The following is a 20,598-nucleotide window of genomic DNA, read 5'->3' as shown; positions in this document are numbered from 1 at the left end:
GGTCACTCTTCATTGCATTTTGTATAGAGACCACCTGAAAACTTCAGCGGAGATCAAAGCTATGACCGAATGGCAAAAATCGAACTGGCGCAACAAGCCCCGGGTTCAGATGCCAGATTATACCGACGCGGCCGCGCTGGCCAAGGTCGAGGCTCAGCTTTCAAAGTATCCCCCGCTGGTCTTTGCCGGCGAGGCGCGGCGTCTCAAACAGCATCTGGGTGCCGCCGGGCGCGGCGAGGCCTTCCTTCTGCAAGGTGGGGATTGCGCTGAAAGCTTTGAACAATTCAGCGCTGATGCGATCCGTGACACCTTCAAGGTGATGCTGCAAATGGCGATGGTTTTGACTTATGGCGCCAAGGTGCCAGTGGTCAAAGTCGGTCGTATGGCCGGGCAATTTGCCAAACCACGCAGTGCCCCGACCGAAGTGGTAAACGGTGTGGAACTGCCAAGCTACCGCGGCGACATCATCAACGAATTGGCCTTCACGCCCGAAGCCCGGATTCCGAATCCCAACAAGATGTTGCAGGCCTACACGCAAGCGGCGGCGACGCTGAACCTGCTGCGTGCGTTCTCGACCGGCGGCTTCGCGGACATGAGCCGCGTGCATGCCTGGACTTTGGGTTTCGCGGATGAACAGGACGTTCAGAAATATTCCGAGGTTGCCGATCGCATTCAGGACACCATCGACTTCATGGAAGCCGCTGGAATCACTGCGGAAACAACTCATGAATTCTCGACCGTCGAATTCTACACCAGCCACGAGGGGCTGCTGCTGGAATACGAAGAGGCACTGACGCGTCTGGATTCCACCTCGGGCAACTGGCTGGCCGGCTCGGGTCACATGATCTGGATCGGCGACCGCACCCGTCAGCCCGACGGCGCGCATGTCGAGTTCTGCCGCGGGGTGCTGAATCCGATCGGTCTGAAATGCGGCCCGACCACCACGGCCGAGGACCTCAAAGTTCTGATGTCAAAGCTGAACCCCGACAACGAAGAGGGGCGCCTGACCCTGATCGCGCGCTTCGGTGCGGGCAAGGCGGGCGAGCATCTGCCGCGTCTGATCAAGGCGGTCAAGGAAGAGGGCGCCAAGGTCACTTGGGTCTGCGACCCGATGCACGGAAACACGATCAAATCGGCCACGGGCTATAAAACCCGCCCGTTCGATTCTGTTCTGCGCGAGGTGCGTGACTTTTTCGGAGTGCATCAGGCCGAGGGAACCATCCCCGGTGGCGTGCATTTCGAAATGACCGGGCTGGATGTGACCGAATGCACCGGCGGTGTACGTGCCGTGACCGAAGAGGACCTGTCGGACCGCTACCACACCGCTTGCGATCCGCGCTTGAACGCGTCGCAGTCGCTGGAACTTGCGTTCCTGGTGGCGGAAGAGCTGACCAACCTGCGCCGCAACGGCTCGAAACGCGCGGTAAGCTGAGCGCATCTGAATCACTGACAACAGCGGGCTATCGGCCCGCTGTTTCTGATCACGGCAATCGGCGGGTCTCAATCGTCGCGAGACACCACCAGATGAAGATGGCCGGCAGAGCGCTTGAATTCGCGTTGTTCCTCGGCAAAACCTTCCACAGGGCGGCGCTGTGTGGGCGCGGGCACCTTAATTTCAGAAACCGGTTTGATCCGCGTATCGGCCAGTGAAAACCGGCGCGGTGTCTTGCCGATTGCGCCATCGGCGATCATGACCCCCAAAACACGACTGACATCCCCAAGGTCGCTTTTCAGTGGCAAAAGGATCATCCGGGCCTGCATCCGGGTACGTCCCAACACCCCGCCCGAGTTCAGACTCAATTCGGCAACAGCGGGGGATGCAAATACCTGTTCCAGAACATCCTTGGTTTGCGCACGGGCATCCGGTTGAAAGAACGCGGTCAACGGCATCCCTCGCACTTCCATCCCTGCAAGCGCGTTCAGATGGCTGCCTGCCAGACGAAATCGGGCCAGGCCGGGTGCGATGCGTTCCAGGATGAACGTATATTCAAGAACATTCTCAAGACCGCGCGGGTCGATTTGAGACCGCATGGGCACGCTGTCGCCGCTCAACAATGCGGTCCAATACGCCTCGGCCTGGCGGATCGGCGATAGGCTGCGCCCACTGTCAAAGCGATCCATTGCGACGATCTTTCCAAATTCTGACCCGGAACCTATCCCGAAAAAGGTTTTCATTTTCATCACCCTACCGTCAATTGTCCGCCTTTTTCATAAAATGCAACACATTGGAAGCATCTGCGGCCCGCAAACCATTGCTATGGGCATTTTGACTCGGGTTATTTCAATTTTGGAGCAATTCTTTAACGAATGGTTAACTTGCGCCAAACAATTGCGTCGTCAGCAAACTCTTGCTCTGCACCAGTCAATGGCATTAGGTGCGGCACATGCTCGAAACAGCAGGGGAACAGGAAAGGGCCATCATGATCAGATCCATGACCGGGTTTGCCGCGGGGAAGGGAACTTTCGGCCCGCACAGTTGGTCGTGGGAACTTCGCAGCGTAAATGGCAAGGGGCTGGACATGCGTCTGCGCGTGCCCGACTGGTTGACCGGCCTCGAAGTCGCGTTGCGGGCGTCCCTGTCCAAATCCCTGAGCCGGGGAAACGTGACCCTGTCGATGCGCTTGAACCGCGAGGATTCTGCCCCGGAACTGGCCTTGAACGAAACCGCGATGGCTGCGGCCCTGACGGCTCTTGAGCGAACTGAAGCGCGGGCAGCTGCGCGCGGCATCACGCTTGCGCCGTCGCGTGCGTCAGATCTTTTGGCGCTCAAGGGGATGATGGATGCAGGAACCGAGGCCGACGATCCGGCTCCGCTTGTTGCTCATCTAACGTCCGAATTCAAAGATCTTCTGGCGGCGTTCATAGATATGCGCAAAGCCGAAGGGGCAGCTTTGGCCGCTGTCTTGAACACGCAACTGGATCAGGTCGCGGAGCTGACGGCGCAGGCCGCAGAGATTGCCGAGCAACGCAAGGACAAGATGACCGAGGGGCTGCGCGAGAATCTCGCGCGGGTGCTGGAGAATACGCAGGGCGCGGATCCCGATCGTGTCGCGCAAGAGCTTGCGATGATCGCGGTCAAGGCGGATATAACCGAAGAAATCGACCGCCTGACCGCGCATGTGGCGGCCGCTCGTGAGTTGTTGGCACAGGACGGGGCCGTGGGCCGCAAGCTGGATTTCCTGATGCAAGAGTTCAATCGCGAAGCCAACACGCTGTGTTCCAAGGCGCAAAGCTCGGACCTGACATCGGTCGGGCTGGAACTGAAAGCGGTGATCGATCAGATGCGCGAACAAGTGCAGAATGTGGAATAAGAATGGGAACGACTGACATGGCGGACCGCCGAGGCCTACTAATCATCCTGTCTTCTCCGTCCGGAGCGGGCAAATCGACCCTGGCCAGACGGTTGATGGCCTGGGATACGGATCTGGAATTCTCGATCTCGGCGACGACCCGCGCCCCACGCCCCGGGGAAGAGCATGGGCGCGAGTATTTCTTTCTGTCCGAGGACGAGTTCAAACAGCAGGTCGCTGATGGGCAGATGCTGGAACACGCCCATGTATTCGGAAACTTCTATGGTTCGCCTGCCGAGCCGGTCAAAAATTCGATCAATGCCGGTAAGGACGTATTGTTCGACGTCGACTGGCAGGGTGAAGTGCAGATCCGAAACTCGGATCTGGGCAAACACGCGTTGTCGATCTTCATTCTGCCGCCGTCAATCCCCGAGCTGCGCCGCCGGCTGGAAACGCGCGGACAGGACAGTGATGACGTCATCGGCCGCCGTATGCTCAAAAGCTGGGATGAAATCAGCCACTGGGGCTATTACGATTACGTCCTGATCAACGATGACCTCGAGGCAACCGAAGAAAAGCTGAAAACCATCGTCAGCGCGGAACGGATGCGCCGCATTCAGCAACCCAGGTTGCAACAGCACGTCCGCAAGTTGCAGAGAGAATTCGAGGGACTGTCATGACCATTTATGCTTTGGGAGAGCAAGCTCCGCACATTCACGAGGACACCTGGGTCGCGCCGGATGCCAATCTGATTGGCAAGGTTGTGCTGGAGCAGGGGGCCTCGGTCTGGTTCGGCTGTACGATTCGCGCGGATCACGAAGAAATCCGGATCGGCGAGGGCAGCAACGTTCAGGAAAACTGCGTGATGCATATCGACGCCGGCTTTCCCCTGACGATTGGTCGAAATTGCACCATCGGGCACAAGGTGATGCTGCATGGCTGCACCATAGGCGAAAACACGTTGGTCGGAATGGGCGCAATCGTCCTGAACGGGGCAAAGATCGGTCGGAACTGCCTGATCGGAGCAGGGGCCCTGATCACCGAGGGCAAGGAAATCCCCGACAATTCGCTTGTCATGGGATCGCCGGGCAAGGTCGTGCGCCAGCTGGATGAGGCCGCAGCCCAAAGGATCACGTTCAGTGCGCTGCACTATCAGGAAAACATGCGCAAATTCCGCGAAACCCTGAAACCTGCGCTTTGACGCGACGGAAAGAGTGGGTTTTGAACCATGACCGAAGACGTTCTTGAGGACATTGTTCTTGCGATCCCGCTGCCGGCGCTGATGGTGGATCAGACCGAACGGATCATGGCCGCGAACACGGATGCAACGTCCCTTCTGGGCCAGAACATTGTTGGACGTCATTTTGCGACCATATTGCGACAGCCACAGGTTCTGGACGCGATTGAGCAAAGCCTGACAAGCAGAAGCGCAAAGAAAGCACGTCATCTGTCCAATGACGGTGCGCAGGACACAACATACACAGTTGAATGCAGATACATGAACGGGGTCGCTTCCGAAGGGGCCGTCATGGTCACGTTTCAGGATACCACCCATCTGGAGCACGCCAGCCAGATGCGGAGGGACTTCGTGGCCAATGTCAGCCATGAATTGCGCACGCCGTTGACTGCCTTGATGGGGTTTATCGAAACCCTGCGCGGTCCGGCCCGGGATGACCCCGCCGCGCGTGACCGGTTCCTCAAGATCATGGCCGATGAGGCCAACCGGATGAACCGTCTGGTCGGGGATCTGTTGTCGTTGAACCGGGTCGAAAGCGAAGAACGTGTTCGACCCAAGCAACAGCTGGAACTTACCGGTCTTCTTCAATCCACAATAAACTCGCTGCGGCCCCTTGCGGAGGATGCTGGCGTGGTTTTGTCGCTGGATGTGAAAAACGGTCCGCTTTCAGTCACCGGTGACAGCGACCAGTTGCGACAGGTTTTCACCAATCTCATCGAGAACGGGATCAAGTATGGCGCCAGTGGCGGTAGTGTTACGGTACGTGTCCTGCCGGCGGACAGGGATCCGGCGATGCGCGGCCCGGCTGTCCGAATCCAGTTCGTAGACAAAGGGCCCGGCATAGATGCCGTTCACCTGCCGCGCCTGACAGAGCGATTCTATCGCGCCGACAGCCACAGGTCGCGGCAACTGGGCGGAACCGGGCTTGGCCTTGCGATCGTGAAGCACATCGTTAATCGCCATCGTGGAAGACTTCGTGTCGAAAGCGAATTGGGAAAAGGTTCTGTTTTTACGGTAATTTTGCCCCGTTGAAACAACTTGGAATGCAAGTTTGCTTTTAATCTGACCCCACGGGGCATTGGCTGTTCCAGGGGTCAAACGCAAAAAAATGCCCTGCTGTCATAAAACCGTTACGCATGTGTCACAAAAGGCTTACGCACGCCCCATAGGGGTCCCCGCAGGATCATCATGGTGGTGATCAAGTACACCTTTTCAGGGAGACTGAAATGTCCTTTGTAAAACTGTCGGCATCTGCGCTGGCTATCGCTGCCGTCTCGGCGACCACTGCTGCGGCGCGTGACAACGTTCAGATCGCCGGTTCGTCGACCGTTCTGCCTTATGCCTCGATCGTAGCCGAACTGTTCGGTGAAAACACAGACTTTCCAACTCCGGTTGTTGAATCCGGCGGTTCGTCGGCTGGTCTGAAGCGTTTCTGCGAAGGCGTTGGCGAAAACACCATCGACGTTGCAAACGCGTCGCGCGCGATCCGTGAAAAAGAGATCAAAGCCTGCGCCGAAAACGGTGTGACCGACATCATGGAAGTCCGCATCGGTTATGACGGCATCGTATTCGCTAGCCAGCAGACCGGGCCTGCCTTCACCGCGTTCGAACCGTCCGACATTTTCAATGCTCTGGGTGCAAAAGTTCTGAAAGACGGTGAGATCGTTGACAACCCGTACAACACCTGGGCCGAGTTCAACCCAGAACTGCCCGATGTTGAAATCGCAAGCTTCATCCCAGGCACCAAGCACGGCACCCGCGAAGTGTTCGAAGAAAAAGTTCTGCTGATCGGTTGTGAAGAAACCGGCGCCATGGAAGCCATGATCGCGGGCGGCATGAGCGAAGACGACGCTGAAGATGCCTGTCTGGCGGTTCGCACCGATGGCAAATCGGTTGATATCGACGGTGACTACACCGAAACCCTGGCGCGTATCGACACCAACCCCAACGGTATCGGCGTGTTTGGTCTGGCGTTCTACGAGAACAACACCGACAAGTTGAAGGTTGCCACCATGTCGGGCGTCGCACCGTCGACCGAAACCATCTCGACCGGCGAATATCCGGTTTCTCGCCCGCTGTTCTTCTACGTGAAGAAAGCTCATATCGGCGTGATCCCGGGCCTGAAGGAATACGCGCAGTTCTTCACCCATGACGAAATCGCCGGTCCCTCGGGCCCGCTTGCCAACTATGGCCTGGTCGCCGATCCCGAACTGGCAAAAACTCAGGACGCGATCGCCAACGAAGTCACCATGGGTTCGGGCAGCTGAGCCTGACACCGTTCTAATGCAAATAGGGGCGACGGATCAGTCGCCCCTTCACTGTCTTTTTACTACTCGCAATCGAAGGCAATGGGGGTGTCATGCCGATACTTTGGCTCTTTCTGATCGTTTCGGCGATCGCGGCTGTCGGCTATCTGTTGGGACGCACACGCGCACTGCAAAACGCAGATGGTGACAGTCGGAATCTGCATTCCCTGCCATCATTTTACGGCGCAAACGTTGCGCTGAAGACACTTGTTCCGGCCTTCGGTCTCTTGATCGTGTGGCTGTTGGCGCAGCCTTTCTTCCTCAATGCGCAGGTGTCGGACATGATACCGGACTCCGTGATAAAGGAAGGTTCCTCTCGCAGCCTGGTGATGGCCGAAGTACGCCGCACCGCCGCCGGGCTGGACAATGCGGTTGCGCTTGGAACCCTGACCGAGAACGCCGCCAGTGATGCCGATGCAAATATCAGCGAGATCACCCAGCTTTTGAAGGACGCGGGGCAGGTGGTGACCTCGGACATCACCCAACCGGTACTGCGCGCCGCGCAGAGCTATCGCGCCATGAGCTCGACCGGGTATGCGATCATGTCCATTGCCGTTATTGCGGTTGCCTTGATCGGTGCCGTAGCGGGCTGGTTGCAAACCAACGCCGAATACCGTGCGCGCAACGTTGTGGAACAGGGGATTCGTGTCCTGCTTCTGGCGGCCGCGTCGGTTGCAATCCTCACAACGGTGGGCATTGTCCTGTCTCTTGTGTTCAACACCTGGGAGTTCTTCAAACTGTACCCCGCGTCAGATTTCTTTTTCGGTATGACCTGGGCGCCCAGCTTTTCGGGCCGCGGCGGGTTGTCCGAACTTGGGATCTTGCCGCTGCTGTGGGGGACGCTCTACATCTCTGTCGTGGCATTGCTGGTTGCGGTACCGATCGGGTTGTTCGCCGCGATCTATCTCAGCGAATACGCTTCGCCCCGCTTGCGGTCCGTCGCCAAGCCGCTGCTTGAGGTGCTGGCCGGGATTCCGACCATCGTTTACGGTCTCTTCGCTTTGTTGACCGTCGGCCCGCTGCTGTTGGACGTATTTGGTGAAAGTGGCCTGGGCTGGATGAAAGCCGGCACCGCCGTCATGACTGCGGGTCTGGTGATGGGGATCATGTTGATCCCGTTTGTCTCATCTCTGTCTGACGACATTATCAACGCGGTGCCTCAGGCCATTCGCGACGGTTCTTACGGTCTTGGCGCCACGCAATCCGAAACCATCCGTCAGGTCGTTCTGCCCGCCGCGTTGCCCGGTATCGTCGGCGCGATCCTTCTGGCGGCATCGCGTGCCATCGGCGAGACCATGATCGTGGTTCTCGGGGCAGGGGCCGCGGCCCGCCTCAGCCTGAACCCGTTCGAAGCCATGACAACCGTGACAGCCAAAATCGTCAGCCAGTTGACGGGGGACGCCGACTTTGCCTCGCCCGAGGCACTGGTCGCCTTCGCACTTGGCATGACCCTTTTCATTCTCACCTTGGGGCTCAACGTGTGTGCCCTGTATATCGTGCGCAAATACCGGGAGCAGTACGAATGACCGACACCAGTATGCAAAGCCCCCAATCCGGTCGCCATACGATCTCGCTCACGGCTTCGGATGAACGCACGAAGAAACGTGCCAAGGCCGAGAAACGGTTCCGTGCTTATGGCATCGCTGCAATCGCAACCGGTCTGTTCTTTCTGGTTGTTCTGTTCGCTTCGATCCTGTCGCAGGGGATTCCGGCCTTCCAACGCACGGTCGTCAGCATCGATTTCACACTGACCGAACCGCAGCGGGACGAAGCCGAAGGGGCCCTGTTCAAGACAAAAGTCTATTCCAACCTGTTCGTCGCTCAGTTGAACAGTGAACTTGCTGAACGCGGAATCAGCGTTGATTTTGATGAGGCCGCGATCGAACGCCTTTTGGGTAAAGTCGGCGGGACGATCCGGACCTTCTATACCGAAAACCCCGACAAGCTGGGTGAGCCGGTCCAATTCGATCTGGCAGCATCCAGCCGGGTGGACGGGTATTTCAAAGGCCGCGTATCCCGCGACACGATACAGGACAGCCGGTTTCTGCAAAAAAGCGATCTGGATCTGGTCGATGCGCTGGAACAGGCTGGCATCATCAAGCAGGCATTCAACTGGCCCTTCATCACCGGCGCGGACGCAGGCGTGGACAACCCCGGCGGCGCAGGCATCGGTGTCTCGGTTGTGGGATCATTCTTCATGATGCTGGTCGTTCTGTGTCTGTCTCTGCCGATTGGCGTTGCAGCTTCGATCTATCTCGAAGAATTTGCGCCGCAGAACAAGCTGACTGACCTGATCGAGGTGAACATTTCGAACCTGGCCGCGGTTCCGTCCATCGTCTTCGGTATTCTGGGCCTGGCCGTTTTCATTCAGTTCATGCATCTACCGCAATCGGCACCGCTGGTCGGCGGTCTGGTTCTGACCCTGATGACGCTTCCGACGATTATCATCTCGACCCGCGCGTCCTTGAAGGCCGTGCCTCCGTCGATACGCGACGCGGCGCTTGGGGTAGGGGCGTCGAAAATGCAGGCGGTGTTCCACCACGTGCTGCCGCTGGCTGCGCCGGGCATTCTGACAGGTACCATCATCGGTCTGGCGCAAGCCTTGGGGGAAACCGCACCTCTTTTGCTGATCGGCATGGTGGGGTTTGTCGCACGCGGATATCCCGACGGCTTTCTTGCAGGCTTTACCGAGCCGAATTCGGCCATGCCCGCCCAGATCTATACATGGGCCGCACGCGCTGACGTCGGCTTTTACGAGAAGGCGTGGGGTGGGATCATCATTCTTTTGATGTTCCTGCTGACCATGAATATCATCGCAATCATCTTGCGCCGCCGCTTTGAACGCCGCTGGTAAATGGGGGCTGGAATGAACGACATGACACGAGTGGAGAGAACCGTGGACTCCAAAGACATCAAGATCAACGCCAGGAACGTACAGGTTTTCTACGGTGAAACCCATGCCATCAAGGACGTGAGCGTTGAGATCGAAGACAAGACCGTCACGGCCTTCATCGGTCCATCTGGTTGTGGCAAGTCCACCTTCCTGCGCTGCCTGAACCGAATGAATGACACCATCGATATCTGCCGTGTCGAAGGCGACATCTTGCTGGATGGTGAAGACATCTATGACAAGCGTGTCGATCCGGTCCAGTTGCGCGCCAAGGTCGGAATGGTGTTCCAAAAACCCAACCCGTTCCCTAAATCGATCTATGACAACGTAGCCTATGGCCCGCGCATTCACGGCATGGCCCGCAACAAGGCAGAACTGGATGAAATCGTGGAAAAATCCCTGCGTCGCGGCGCGATCTGGGATGAGGTCAAGGATCGTCTGGATGCACCGGGCACCGGCCTGTCCGGCGGCCAGCAGCAGCGTTTGTGCATCGCCCGGGCCGTCGCCACCGAACCCGAAGTTCTGTTGATGGACGAGCCGTGTTCGGCTCTTGATCCGATTGCGACCGCACAGGTCGAAGAGTTGATCGATGAACTGAGGTCGCGGTTTTCTGTTGTGATCGTCACCCACTCGATGCAGCAGGCGGCACGGGTCAGTCAGAAAACGGCCTTTTTCCACTTGGGCAATCTGGTTGAATTCGGTGAAACCGGCCAGATCTTTACCAATCCGATAGATCCGCGCACGGAAAGCTACATTACAGGCCGCATCGGCTAAGCACAGGTATCTGACAATGAGCGAACAACATATTGCAACTGCTTTTGATCGCGACCTCGAAGCGATCCAAGCGCATATCATGAAGATGGGCGGACTGGTCGAGGCCGCCATCATAGGCGCGGCCCGCTCGCTGGAAACCCGTGATGAAGAGTTGGCGCAAGAGGTGCGAAAAGGCGACAAAGCCATCGACGCGCTTGAAGAACTGATCAACGAAGAAACGGCCAGGTTGATTGCGCTGCGGGCACCCACGGCCAGTGACTTGCGGCTGATCCTGTCGGTTCTGAAGGTATCCGGCAACCTTGAGCGCATTGGCGACTATGCCAAGAATATCGCCAAACGAACTACGGTTCTGGTCAATGCCAGCGAGATTAACGGAAGCGCTGCGGCCCTGCGCCGTATGGCACGCGAGGTCGAGCGGATGCTGCGTGATGCGCTGGATGCCTATATTCAGCGCGATGCGGAACTGGCCACAGACGTCATTAACCGTGATGAAGAGGTTGACCAGATGTATAACGGCCTGTTCCGGGAGTTTCTGACATTCATGGCCGAAGACCCGCGCAATATCTCGGCCTGCATGCACCTGCATTTCATCGCCAAGAACATCGAACGCATGGGCGATCACGTAACCTCGATCGCTGAACAGGTCGTGTATCTGGTCACCGGCGACCGCCCGGCCGAAGCCCGGCCCAAGGCTGACAACACGTCGCAAACCGTTTAGGAGACGAGCGAGATGTCCGCAGATCAACCTACCGTTCTGGTTGTAGAGGATGAAATGGCCCAGCGTGAGGTTTTGGCTTACAACCTTGAAGCTGAAGGGTTTCGGGTTTCCAAGGCTGGCAACGGCGAAGAAGCCATGCTGTTGGTTGACGAAGACTGTCCGGACATCATTGTTCTAGACTGGATGATGCCCAATCTGAGCGGTATCGAAGTCTGCCGACGCCTGAAAAGCCGTCCGGACACGCGTTCAATCCCGATTATTATGTTGTCGGCCCGGACCGAGGAAGTCGACAAAGTCCGCGGTCTTGAGACCGGCGCGGATGATTACGTGGTCAAGCCATATTCCGTGGTCGAGCTTATGGCGCGCGTTCGCACGCAATTGCGCCGCGTCCGTCCTTCGACCGTTGGTTTGCGCCTGGAATTCGATGACATCATTCTTGACTCTGAGACGCACAAGGTCAGCCGGGACAACAAACCCCTGAAACTGGGGCCGACCGAGTTCCGGCTTCTCAGCACATTCATGGAAAAGCCGGGCAGGGTCTGGAGCCGCGAGCAATTGCTGGACCGGGTTTGGGGTCGCGACATCTATGTCGATACCCGAACCGTTGATGTGCATATCGGGCGATTGCGCAAAGCTTTGACGCAATATGGTGGGACCGATCCAGTACGAACCGTCCGCGGCGCTGGATACGCCTTGGGATAACCACATCCTGCGTATATGGCGCCAAAATCGTTTGAATTTTGACAGGAGCCGTATTTGTGGGTGGCGCCCCGTGGCGGTAGTCGGTATTCGCATAATCAGTATTATGGTAATTAATGGCCGCTTGTAACTTGGCAGCAAAGTGAACACTCTGCCCAGAACACATAAGACTTGTTTTGGAATGCGCCATGGAGCTCAGAAATAGAACTGTCATCGTGACCGGTGCCGCAGATGGCATTGGCCGGGGTTTGGCGGAACGTTTTGCTCAGGAAGGTGCGCGCGTCATCTGTTCGGATATTGACGAAGCCGGAGCCCGTGAAGTCGCAACCCAAACTGGCGGTGTTGCGTTCACATGTGACGTTTCGGATGAGGAACAGATCAAGGCGTTGATTGATTTCACCGAAGATACTGTTGGCCCAATTGATCTGTTCTGCGCAAATGCCGGCATCCTGACGCTTGGCGGTCTGGATGTTCCCGATAATCAATGGGAAAAAATCTGGAAAATCAACGTGATGTCGCACGTGTGGACCGCGCGCCATTTGGTGCCTCGCATGATCGGTCGCGGCGGCGGATATATTCTGACGACGGCCTCTGCGGCGGGTTTGCTGAACCAACCGGGTGCAGCGCCATACGGTGTCACGAAACACGCGGCGGTCGGATTTGCCGAGTGGCTGTCGCTGACATATGGCGCCAAAGGTCTGCGGGTTTCGATTCTTTGTCCTCAGGCGGTTCGGTCAAAAATGACTGAAGGACATGAGGTTTCAGTAGCATCGATCGACGGAATGCTGGAGCCCGATGACGTCGCTGAAACCTGCGTACAAGCCATCCGGGAAGAACGATTTCTGGTTCTTCCGCATCCGCAGGTTTTGGATTATCTGCAACTCAAAGCGGCTGACTACGATCGCTGGCTGGGCGGGATGCGAAAGTTGAATCAACAGTTTACGCCAGATACTTAACGTTTTCTCTGAACCTTCCTCATAAGACCTTCCTGAGCCACCGACGCGACCAGGGTTCCGTCTTCTGAATAGATCGATCCGCGATTGAAGCTGCGTCCCTGCCCCGTCCACGGAGAATCCATCACATACAGATGCCAGTTCTGAAATTTCACAGGTGCATGAAACCACAAAGCATGGTCCAGACTGGCGCCGTTGAACTCTCCGGAAAACCAGCTCAGCCCGTGCGGTCGCAAACCTGACGACATCAGGTTCATATCAGACGCATAGGCCAAAAGCAGATGTTGAGTTTTCGCGTCCGCAGACGCGGCAGCCGCCATGCGAAACCAGGTTTTGTTGCGGTCGTCCGACACTTCGGGGTTGAACGGATCCAGATGATCCACCTCCCGCACTTCGATCGGGCGTTCACGCAGAAGCTCACCGCGAAAACCTTCGGGCACGCGATCCACATATGCGTGTCGAAGCTCAGAACGCGATGGGTACGTCTGGGGTGGATTAACGGTTGGCATCGGATGCTGATGATCCCAACCTTCATCCTGAACGTGAAAGGAAGCTGACATGTTCAGGATCTGCTTGCCATTTTGAATGGCAACAACGCGACGGGTTGTGAACGACCCCCCGTCACGCGCTCTATCTACTTGATAAATAACGGGTTTATCTGGATCCCCGGGTCGGATGAAATAGGCGTGCAGGGAATGGCACAACCGGTCTTCCACGGTTCTGTATGCCGCGGCCAAGGCCTGCGCAATGACCTGACCGCCGAAAATTCGGGTTGGTGTTTCTCCACCCGATCCTGTGCCGCGGAAAAGATCGACTTCAAGCCGTTCGATATCCAGAAGGTCCAGTAAGATGCGTTCCGCTTCGGTCATTGTCTGCTCATGGGCTAATTGATCGAAACCCGGGTATCAGCCTGAGCAAAATCATTCAATCATGGCGGCGTGCACTAAGGCCTTGAGTTCAGCCCGGGATGGATAGGAACTGGACGGCGACAATTGCGTGAAGAACACAGCCGTCAGATCGTTCTGCCAGTCGATCCAGAAATAGGTCGAGGCCATGCCACCCCAGCTGAAATCACCAACGGATCCGGGCACGCGCACCCGACCCGGATTGAGGACAATCGACCCTGCAAGGCCAAATCCCATGCCTTCCATGGGCTGTTCCGCAAAGCTCTTTGGTCCCATCGAGGCGATATCGCCCGGCAAGTGGTTGCGCATCATGAAGTCCACCGTTTTCGGGCCAAGCAGTTGATGCCCGTTGCCGGACCCGCGATTGCGAAGCATGTCGACGAATTTGACATAGTCATCGATTGTGGAAACCAGCCCACCGCCGCCCGAGAAGGTTGTCGCATTCGCAAATGGAGAGGTTTCGTGGGTATCCACCAGCCGCAAGGTATCGCCTCCCTGATCCGCGGAATTCAACGCCATCGCGTCGCCGGCCAGCGGCGTATAAAGCGAGGCGAACCGGTCCCCTGCCCCGTCGGGCACGGAAAACCCGGTTTCGCGCATCTCGAGGGGCGCCAAGATTTCCTGCCGGAAGAATTGTTCCAGGGTCTGTCCCGAGACGACCTCGACAACGCGCCCGAGCACATCGGTTCCAACCGAATATTCCCACCGTGTTCCGGGCTGGAAAGCCAAGGGTAACTCTGCCAGTTCACGTACGCGATCTTTCAGAAGACCCTGATTTGGTTTGAATATAAGGTCCTTTTCATCCATCGCCTCCGGTAGAATCCCAGGGTTGAACGGATAGCTGAAACCGCTGGTATGGGTCAGCAACTGATGAAGGGTCGGGCTTGCCGCGTCCTCGGCTTGATCCAGCTTGTCCGCGCCGGGTACCAGAGCCTGCATCTGTTTGTACTCGGGAAGGAAATCCGACAGCGGCGCGTCGAGGTGAAACAGCCCACGTTCCGCCAGCATCATCAAGGCAACAGACGTGACGGGTTTGGTCATCGAGTAGATGCGCACCAGCGTATCGCGTTGGAACGGCAAGTCCTCTTCAAGATTTCGAAGGCCGCTGGCGTGGAAAAAGACCTCATCCCCATTGTGCTTCAGCAAAAAGGACGAACCCGCGTACTTGCGCTGCTCAACATAGCTGTCCATCCAGATGCGAATCCGGTTCAGGCGCGTTTCATCGAACATGACTTGTTTTCGAAGCATTTTTTTGAGTTCCACCAGAAGTTGACTAATTTCGTGTACGAGTAGGGCCTGAAACAACAGCAAAACCCGGGCTGAAATGAATGGTTATACAAGCAGAGCCAAGAGGCACGCCTTAAATCCAAGTGATACAGTGAAACCGTCACAGATTCGCTTGTAAATTGTTGGACGGCGACGTGCCGGATTGGCCTGGAGGAATAGCATGACGCAAAGCATAGATTTCGTTTACGATTTTTGCAGCCCAAATGCCTTTCTGGCCCACAAGATGCTGCCAGAGCTGGCCGCGCGGCATAATGCCAAGATCACGTATTCCCCTGTCCTTCTGCCTGTTGTTTTCAAGGCAACGCACAACCAGAGCCCGTTTCAGGCGTTTTCCGAAAACCGCCAGAAAACCGCCTATCTTACTCATGACTTGCATCGGTTCGCGCGGCGTCGCGGGCTGAGCTTTCACATGAGCCCGCATTTTCCGATCAATACGAAATTTGCGATGCGCGGCGCCCGGTTCGCTAGTGGTAAATCATGGGAAATCAAATACATAAACGCCATCTTTGATGCCATATGGGTGCATGGGCAAAAGGCAGATGAACTGGCCGTTCTGATTGACATTTTCCAGGAAAATGAACTTCCCGTTCGCAAGCTGCGCGAGGCCATGACAAGCCCCGAAATCAAACAGGACCTGAAGGATCAGACCAAATCATTCGTGCGCCGAGGCGTTTTTGGCGTTCCCAGCCTGTTTTACGGATCTGAAATGTTCTTTGGCAAGAACAGCTTGCCGAACCTGGAAATTGAACTGTCGAAAGACAAGAAACGACACAAATCCAACACGTTGTGAACAGGATCGGTTTTGATCGCAGCGCGACTCAGAACGCTTCGGCGAAGATATTGCCCGACGTTACAACGTTGATCCCACCAGAAACCGGGATAATCGAACCGGTTACATAACTGCCCCCGCGTCCGCACAGAAACAGCACGCACCCGGCTATATCTTCATCACAGCCGACGCGCCCAAGAGGCACTGACTTGCCGACCTTTTCACGCTTGTCCTCATCCGCCGTAGCAAAGGCCGTCATCCGCGATACGAACGGCCCCGGAGCCAGCGCGTTGACCGTCACGTGGTAGGGCGACAGTTCCTTGGCCATGATTTTTGTCAGATGCAGAACCGCAGCTTTCGAGGCTGAATAGCTATAGGCGCCATCCCCCATGGGAACCTCTCCCATCACGGATCCAACATTCACGACCCTGGCCGGATCGTCTGCGGTTCCGGATTGCATCAACATCGGCAGCAGCCTCTGGGTAAGCTCGAATACCCCGGCCACGTTGACCGACATCACCTTGTCCCACGCGTCATACGGAAACTGGCCCAAGGGCGCGCCCCAGGTCACGCCAGAGTTATTCATAAGAATATCAAGCCGTTCCGTCCGATCCTGAATGTCCGAAACCAGTTTGGCGATACTTGCCTCACTGCCGATGTCTCCGGCAAACCCTTCGGCACTTCCCGGTGCCTCCAGCGCATTCAACTCGGCGGCGGCCGCCACACAGGCGTCCCCGTTTCGAGAAGCAATCAACACGCGCGCACCGGCCCGGACCAACGCCTCTGCGGCCATCCGACCGATACCCGTAGCACCTCCGGTGACCAATGCGGTTTTGCCGGGCAGCGTGAAAAGGGTATCGGGGGTCATTGTCGTGTTCCTCTGCTAAATCTGATTTCGGTTGCATTCCGACCCGGTTCAAAGCCTCGTTGTCTTCACGACGATCATCCGCCCTCTGCGTTGGCACGAAACCGGGTTGCACCAAAATTCCACATGACAATCTTCAATCGCATCAGAAACGGTATGCAAGGATTACTCAGCGTCGCAAATGGCCGGCCGATAAGCCCGGATAGTTCCAATGTTCCGATACTGATACCGACGACGACGCGCCCGAAAACCTGTTTTCCCGCAATCGAAAAACGGATGTAAATTTACGGCCCAAGTCCAAACGGACGCGTGGTGTCGTCATGTCGAATGACTGAACTTGGTTACCTCTTTCATCTCAAGGCCTGTTTTCAGGGCAACTGTCTGTATTCAATCCACCAAAGTCAGGTAGACAACCCGGCCTTTTCGCGTCTATGAACCAAGTATGGGGATCGTGAAAACATGCATAACGTTTTGGTATTGAATGGCCCAAACCTCAACCTGCTTGGAACACGGCAGCCCGAGGTTTACGGCAGCACGACACTACATATGATCGAGGATCGTTGCGTTCGGCATGGCGCCTCCATCGGGCTGGACGTCACCCACCTGCAATCCAATCACGAAGGTGTGCTTCTTGACGCCATTCACGCGGCCCGCGGTGTACAAAGCGGGCTTATACTGAACGCAGGCGCTTTCACGCATACGTCGATTGCCCTTATGGATGCGATTGCATCAGTGGAACTGCCGGTTGTCGAAGTGCATCTTTCCAACATTCATGCCCGGGAAACGTTTCGGCACAGGTCTTACATAGCCCCTGTCGCACTGGGTCAGATCTGCGGATTCGGTGCCCACAGCTATATCCTCGCGCTGGATGCGCTCGCGGCTCATCTGAAAGCAGGCAGCACGACATGAAGCTCAAGGAATATCTTCGGTTTGTCAGCTACGCCAAAACCCTGGAAGACCTGTGGGATGCGCATTGCCGCCAAATGGCCGAATATGGATTTTCCCGCCTGATCTATGGGTACACGCAATACCGGACGGCCACGTCTCTGGGTGATCCAGAAGATTTCGTAATCCTGACGAACCACAAACGGGCCTATGTGGACGGATTCATCAAGGATGGTCTGTATTTTCACGCTCCGATGTTGAAGTGGGCCTTGGACAACGAAGGCGCCGCCAGCTGGAAAATGTTGCAGGACATGAACTCGGGCGGGACGATGACCGCGAAGGAACGCGAAGTTTTCGAGTTCAACAAATCCATGGGTGTGGTTTCCGGTTATACCGTCAGCTTCAACTCGGTTTCCATGCGCTCGAAAGGGGCGATTTCCCTGTCGGCCAATAATGGGTTGAGCCAGGAGGATGTGGATGAGGTCTGGGAAGAGCACGGCGACGACATTCTGCTCATGAACAATGTTGCCCATCTGAAAATCCTGACATTGCCGTTCCATCCGCCGAACCGGGCACTTACCAAACGCCAACGCGAAGCTTTGCAATGGGTTGGTGACGGGAAAACCACTCAGGACATCGCGCTGCTGATGGGTCTGACATCTGCAACGGTGGAAAAGCACCTGCGACTCGCGCGCGAGGCGCTTTCGGTCGAAACGACGGCGCAAGCGGTTCTCAAAGCGTCTCTGCACAACCAGATGTTCATTATGGAAGCATGACCGCAATATTTTGACGCTATCCCGCGTCAGTTTACCCTAGGTAAGGAAATCACTACTTTTCAAACCAATCGGAAAAGTTGCAAAGTGAGAGTGTTCCGTGAGTGGTGGCTTTAGCCAGGGAACATTGGATTGGATCTTTGCAATAACAAAGCTCTCCGATCACTCTGACAAGGGGGCGCCTATTTGTCCGCGTACCGGTGTCGGAATTTTGGGGGGCCTCGACCATCCCCATCATGCGGGGCCCTCCAATTCTTCTCTACATTTCAGAATTTTGAAATCCGCCGATGGCAGAAAAAAAGGGTTACGCAGTGCGTAACCCTTTAGATTTGTTGGGAAAGGCCGTTGCTGGTTCTTTCCCTGTGCCCTTTTAACCTTGCGCGGCTTTGGCGACTTCGGCGGCGAAATCTTCTTTTTCAACCACGATGCCTTCGCCAACTTCCAGACGGATGAAGCCGGTGATGGTCGCGCCTGCTTCCTTGGCCGCTGCTTCGACGGTCAGGTCAGGGTTCACGACAAACTGCTGGTTCAACAGAGTCGATTCCGCGACGAATTTCTTCATGCGGCCTTCGATCATCTTTTCGATCACCTGCTCCGGCTTGCCGGATTCGCGGGCGATGTCCATCTGGACCTGCTTTTCTTTCTCGACAACTGCCGGGTCCATGTCTGCTTCGGACAGGGCCGCCGGGTTCACAGCCGCGATGTGCATTGCAACCTGCTTGCCGATCGCTTCGTCGCCACCGGTCAAAGCAACCAGAACGCCGATTTTGCCCATGCCGGTGGTGGCCGCATTGTGGACATAGGACACAACGGTGTCGCCCGACAGTTTCGCCATGCGACGCACCGACATGTTTTCACCGATGGTGGCAATTTTGTCGGTCAGGGTGTCCGCGACGGACTTGCCGCCCAGATCCGCTGCCAGCAGTTCCTCTACGTTGTCGACGCCTTCAGCCGCATATGCAATCTTGCCGACCATTTCCTGGAACTCGGCGTTTTTCGCGACAAAGTCGGTTTCCGAGTTCACCTCAACAGCAACACCGCTGCCGCCATCGACGTGAACTGCAACCAGACCTTCAGCTGCGGTACGGCCCGATTTCTTGGCCGCCTTGGCCAAACCTTTGGTGCGCAGCCAGTCAACGGCTTCATCCATGTTGCCGCCAGTTTCAGTCAGCGCTTTTTTCGCGTCCATCATGCCTGCGCCGGTCGAGTCGCGCAGTTCTTTAACCATTGCTGCTGTGATTGCCATCTTTAGGCTCTCCTCAATTCAAATGGAATTGGGGCAGGTCTACCCTGCCCCATATGTCATTTACGTGACGGGCAGCTTACGCTTCGGCTTTGGCTTCCGGAGCAGCTTCTTCAGCGGGTGCTTCTTCCGCAACGGCTTCTTCAACCGGCGCTTCTTCGAATTCACCCAAATCAACGCCAGCGGCACCCAGCTGAGCGGTCATACCGTCCAGAGCGGCACGTGCGGCCAGATCGCAGTACAGCGAGATCGCGCGGGCTGCGTCATCGTTGCCAGGGATGATGTAATCAACACCGTCGGGCGAGCAGTTGGTGTCTACAACAGCCACAACCGGGATACCCAGCTTGTTGGCTTCGGCGATGGCCAGTGCTTCTTTCTTGACGTCGATGACGAACAGCAGATCAGGTACGCCGCCCATCTCGCGGATACCGCCCAGCGAAGCCTGCAGCTTGGCCTGGTCACGCTCCATGCCCAGACGCTCTTTCTTGGTCAGGCCTTCGGCGCCCGATTCCATCGCTTCGTCGATCTGGTTCAGACGGTTGATCGACTGGGAAACGGTTTTCCAGTTGGTCAGCGTGCCGCCCAGCCAGCGGTGGTTCATGTAGTACTGAGCCGACTTTTCAGCCGCTTCTGCGATCGGGCCAGCAGCCTGACGCTTGGTACCAACGAACAAAACGCGGCCACCTTTGGCAACGGTGTCACGAACGGCCTGCAAAGCCTGGTCCAGCATCGGAACGGTCTGGGTCAGGTCCATGATGTGGATGCCATTGCGCGAGCCGTAGATGAACGGGCCCATGCGGGGATTCCAACGCTGTGTCTGGTGGCCGAAGTGAACGCCAGCTTCCAGCAGCTGACGCATGGTGAACTCGGGAAGAGCCATGCTGTGTTTTCCTTTTCCGGTTTACGCCTCGGCGGGGGTGAAAGAAGCGAATGCTCCAACCGGCGGGCCAGATAGGGATGTCTCCCCTACAAGGCCCAAACCCCGCCTGCGGGTTTGAATGGCG

Annotated in this window: 21 protein-coding genes; 15 read left to right on the top strand and 6 right to left on the bottom strand. The window is 56.7% G+C overall.

Annotated features, from left to right (window positions below; all coding sequences use genetic code 11):
• Positions 1-61 precede the first annotated feature (61 nt).
• Entirely contained in the window at positions 62-1,432 is a 1,371-nt protein-coding gene (locus tag ACR0E2_RS03105) for a class II 3-deoxy-7-phosphoheptulonate synthase (RefSeq protein WP_171115908.1), read from the top strand.
• A 68-nt stretch (positions 1,433-1,500) separates the two neighbouring features.
• On the opposite strand, the gene ACR0E2_RS03100 is transcribed toward ACR0E2_RS03105, so the two are convergent.
• On the bottom strand, positions 1,501-2,175 hold the full coding sequence (locus ACR0E2_RS03100) for a PAS domain-containing protein (protein WP_480445135.1): 675 nt from the start codon (positions 2,173-2,175) through the stop codon (positions 1,501-1,503).
• 245 nt (positions 2,176-2,420) lie between these two features.
• Between ACR0E2_RS03100 and ACR0E2_RS03095 the strand changes: the two genes are divergently transcribed.
• The 11 genes from ACR0E2_RS03095 (at position 2,421) to ACR0E2_RS03045 (ending at position 12,870) form a co-directional block, all read left to right on the top strand.
• On the top strand, positions 2,421-3,311 hold the full coding sequence (locus tag ACR0E2_RS03095; protein WP_171328396.1) for a YicC/YloC family endoribonuclease: 891 nt from the start codon (positions 2,421-2,423) through the stop codon (positions 3,309-3,311).
• A gap of 17 nt (positions 3,312-3,328) precedes the next feature.
• Positions 3,329-3,970 carry a guanylate kinase gene (gene gmk, locus ACR0E2_RS03090; protein ID WP_170344277.1) on the top strand — a complete coding sequence of 214 codons (642 nt, stop codon included), beginning with the start codon at positions 3,329-3,331 and terminating at the stop codon, positions 3,968-3,970.
• Complete coding sequence (locus tag ACR0E2_RS03085; protein ID WP_171204764.1) at positions 3,967-4,491, top strand: gamma carbonic anhydrase family protein; 525 nt, start codon at positions 3,967-3,969, stop codon at positions 4,489-4,491. Before gmk ends, ACR0E2_RS03085 begins: the two co-directional genes overlap by 4 nt.
• A gap of 27 nt (positions 4,492-4,518) precedes the next feature.
• Positions 4,519-5,559, top strand: coding sequence for a sensor histidine kinase (locus tag ACR0E2_RS03080; RefSeq protein ID WP_480445133.1), 1,041 nt, complete (start codon positions 4,519-4,521; stop codon positions 5,557-5,559).
• Positions 5,560-5,753: 194 nt separating this feature from the next.
• Positions 5,754-6,794, top strand: a complete 1,041-nt coding sequence (locus ACR0E2_RS03075) for a substrate-binding domain-containing protein (protein ID WP_152457983.1) — start codon at positions 5,754-5,756, stop codon at positions 6,792-6,794.
• A 92-nt stretch (positions 6,795-6,886) separates the two neighbouring features.
• Positions 6,887-8,359: a phosphate ABC transporter permease subunit PstC gene (pstC, locus tag ACR0E2_RS03070; RefSeq protein WP_480445131.1), complete on the top strand. Its 1,473-nt coding sequence runs from the start codon at positions 6,887-6,889 to the stop codon at positions 8,357-8,359.
• Positions 8,356-9,687 (top strand): phosphate ABC transporter permease PstA, encoded by a 1,332-nt coding sequence (gene pstA, locus ACR0E2_RS03065; RefSeq protein WP_171115919.1) that lies wholly within the window; start codon positions 8,356-8,358, stop codon positions 9,685-9,687. Before pstC ends, pstA begins: the two co-directional genes overlap by 4 nt.
• Positions 9,688-9,699: 12 nt before the next feature.
• On the top strand, positions 9,700-10,497 hold the full coding sequence (gene pstB / locus ACR0E2_RS03060; RefSeq protein WP_171228332.1) for a phosphate ABC transporter ATP-binding protein PstB: 798 nt from the start codon (positions 9,700-9,702) through the stop codon (positions 10,495-10,497).
• 16 nt (positions 10,498-10,513) lie between these two features.
• Complete coding sequence (gene phoU, locus ACR0E2_RS03055) at positions 10,514-11,215, top strand: phosphate signaling complex protein PhoU (protein WP_171115921.1); 702 nt, start codon at positions 10,514-10,516, stop codon at positions 11,213-11,215.
• Positions 11,216-11,227: 12 nt separating this feature from the next.
• Positions 11,228-11,917 (top strand): phosphate regulon transcriptional regulator PhoB, encoded by a 690-nt coding sequence (gene phoB, locus ACR0E2_RS03050; RefSeq protein ID WP_152457978.1) that lies wholly within the window; start codon positions 11,228-11,230, stop codon positions 11,915-11,917.
• Between the two features lie 185 nt (positions 11,918-12,102).
• A complete protein-coding gene (locus ACR0E2_RS03045; RefSeq protein WP_480445129.1) occupies positions 12,103-12,870 on the top strand; it encodes an SDR family oxidoreductase in 768 nt (255 codons plus the stop codon).
• Here the strand turns inward: ACR0E2_RS03045 and ACR0E2_RS03040 are convergent.
• Positions 12,867-13,736 (bottom strand): acyl-CoA thioesterase, encoded by an 870-nt coding sequence (locus ACR0E2_RS03040; protein ID WP_171204759.1) that lies wholly within the window; start codon positions 13,734-13,736, stop codon positions 12,867-12,869. The two genes, ACR0E2_RS03045 and ACR0E2_RS03040, sit on opposite strands and share 4 nt — an antisense overlap.
• Positions 13,737-13,787: 51 nt before the next feature.
• Positions 13,788-15,002 carry a serine hydrolase domain-containing protein gene (locus ACR0E2_RS03035; RefSeq protein WP_480445127.1) on the bottom strand — a complete coding sequence of 405 codons (1,215 nt, stop codon included), beginning with the start codon at positions 15,000-15,002 and terminating at the stop codon, positions 13,788-13,790.
• 217 nt (positions 15,003-15,219) lie between these two features.
• On the opposite strand from ACR0E2_RS03035, the gene ACR0E2_RS03030 reads away from it, so the two are divergent.
• On the top strand, positions 15,220-15,849 hold the full coding sequence (locus ACR0E2_RS03030) for a DsbA family protein (protein ID WP_480445126.1): 630 nt from the start codon (positions 15,220-15,222) through the stop codon (positions 15,847-15,849).
• A 28-nt stretch (positions 15,850-15,877) separates the two neighbouring features.
• Here ACR0E2_RS03030 and ACR0E2_RS03025 read toward each other — a convergent pair whose 3' ends face one another.
• The gene (locus tag ACR0E2_RS03025; protein WP_480445125.1) at positions 15,878-16,696 is read right to left on the bottom strand and encodes an SDR family oxidoreductase; all 819 of its coding nucleotides are present in this window, start codon (positions 16,694-16,696) and stop codon (positions 15,878-15,880) included.
• A gap of 456 nt (positions 16,697-17,152) precedes the next feature.
• Between ACR0E2_RS03025 and aroQ the strand changes: the two genes are divergently transcribed.
• Entirely contained in the window at positions 17,153-17,602 is a 450-nt protein-coding gene (gene aroQ, locus ACR0E2_RS03020; RefSeq protein WP_171115935.1) for a type II 3-dehydroquinate dehydratase, read from the top strand.
• On the top strand, positions 17,599-18,354 hold the full coding sequence (locus ACR0E2_RS03015; protein ID WP_480445123.1) for an autoinducer binding domain-containing protein: 756 nt from the start codon (positions 17,599-17,601) through the stop codon (positions 18,352-18,354). The genes aroQ and ACR0E2_RS03015 overlap by 4 nt, the downstream gene beginning before the upstream one ends.
• Before the next feature lie 367 nt (positions 18,355-18,721).
• On the opposite strand, the gene tsf is transcribed toward ACR0E2_RS03015, so the two are convergent.
• Both tsf and rpsB read right to left on the bottom strand, forming a co-directional pair.
• Positions 18,722-19,597: a translation elongation factor Ts gene (tsf, locus tag ACR0E2_RS03010; RefSeq protein ID WP_480445122.1), complete on the bottom strand. Its 876-nt coding sequence runs from the start codon at positions 19,595-19,597 to the stop codon at positions 18,722-18,724.
• Positions 19,598-19,673: 76 nt separating this feature from the next.
• Positions 19,674-20,474 carry a 30S ribosomal protein S2 gene (gene rpsB, locus ACR0E2_RS03005; protein WP_152457971.1) on the bottom strand — a complete coding sequence of 267 codons (801 nt, stop codon included), beginning with the start codon at positions 20,472-20,474 and terminating at the stop codon, positions 19,674-19,676.
• Positions 20,475-20,598: the final 124 nt, after the last annotated feature.

The sequence above is a fragment of the Ruegeria sp. A4 genome (genome assembly GCF_056543025.1).
This window is presented reverse-complemented; position numbering and strand designations above follow the sequence as displayed.

Excerpts from the sequence above, each read along its gene's own strand:
- ACR0E2_RS03105 (WP_171115908.1), top strand. The coding sequence starts at position 62 with ATGACCGAATGGCAAAAATCGAACTGGCGCAACAAGCCCCGGGTTCAG.
- ACR0E2_RS03100 (WP_480445135.1), bottom strand. The coding sequence starts at position 2,175 with ATGAAAACCTTTTTCGGGATAGGTTCCGGGTCAGAATTTGGAAAGATC.
- ACR0E2_RS03095 (WP_171328396.1), top strand. The coding sequence starts at position 2,421 with ATGATCAGATCCATGACCGGGTTTGCCGCGGGGAAGGGAACTTTCGGC.
- gmk (WP_170344277.1), top strand. The coding sequence starts at position 3,329 with ATGGCGGACCGCCGAGGCCTACTAATCATCCTGTCTTCTCCGTCCGGA.
- ACR0E2_RS03085 (WP_171204764.1), top strand. The coding sequence starts at position 3,967 with ATGACCATTTATGCTTTGGGAGAGCAAGCTCCGCACATTCACGAGGAC.
- ACR0E2_RS03080 (WP_480445133.1), top strand. The coding sequence starts at position 4,519 with ATGACCGAAGACGTTCTTGAGGACATTGTTCTTGCGATCCCGCTGCCG.
- ACR0E2_RS03075 (WP_152457983.1), top strand. The coding sequence starts at position 5,754 with ATGTCCTTTGTAAAACTGTCGGCATCTGCGCTGGCTATCGCTGCCGTC.
- pstC (WP_480445131.1), top strand. The coding sequence starts at position 6,887 with ATGCCGATACTTTGGCTCTTTCTGATCGTTTCGGCGATCGCGGCTGTC.
- pstA (WP_171115919.1), top strand. The coding sequence starts at position 8,356 with ATGACCGACACCAGTATGCAAAGCCCCCAATCCGGTCGCCATACGATC.
- pstB (WP_171228332.1), top strand. The coding sequence starts at position 9,700 with ATGAACGACATGACACGAGTGGAGAGAACCGTGGACTCCAAAGACATC.
- phoU (WP_171115921.1), top strand. The coding sequence starts at position 10,514 with ATGAGCGAACAACATATTGCAACTGCTTTTGATCGCGACCTCGAAGCG.
- phoB (WP_152457978.1), top strand. The coding sequence starts at position 11,228 with ATGTCCGCAGATCAACCTACCGTTCTGGTTGTAGAGGATGAAATGGCC.
- ACR0E2_RS03045 (WP_480445129.1), top strand. The coding sequence starts at position 12,103 with ATGGAGCTCAGAAATAGAACTGTCATCGTGACCGGTGCCGCAGATGGC.
- ACR0E2_RS03040 (WP_171204759.1), bottom strand. The coding sequence starts at position 13,736 with ATGACCGAAGCGGAACGCATCTTACTGGACCTTCTGGATATCGAACGG.
- ACR0E2_RS03035 (WP_480445127.1), bottom strand. The coding sequence starts at position 15,002 with ATGTTCGATGAAACGCGCCTGAACCGGATTCGCATCTGGATGGACAGC.
- ACR0E2_RS03030 (WP_480445126.1), top strand. The coding sequence starts at position 15,220 with ATGACGCAAAGCATAGATTTCGTTTACGATTTTTGCAGCCCAAATGCC.
- ACR0E2_RS03025 (WP_480445125.1), bottom strand. The coding sequence starts at position 16,696 with ATGACCCCCGATACCCTTTTCACGCTGCCCGGCAAAACCGCATTGGTC.
- aroQ (WP_171115935.1), top strand. The coding sequence starts at position 17,153 with ATGCATAACGTTTTGGTATTGAATGGCCCAAACCTCAACCTGCTTGGA.
- ACR0E2_RS03015 (WP_480445123.1), top strand. The coding sequence starts at position 17,599 with ATGAAGCTCAAGGAATATCTTCGGTTTGTCAGCTACGCCAAAACCCTG.
- tsf (WP_480445122.1), bottom strand. The coding sequence starts at position 19,597 with ATGGCAATCACAGCAGCAATGGTTAAAGAACTGCGCGACTCGACCGGC.
- rpsB (WP_152457971.1), bottom strand. The coding sequence starts at position 20,474 with ATGGCTCTTCCCGAGTTCACCATGCGTCAGCTGCTGGAAGCTGGCGTT.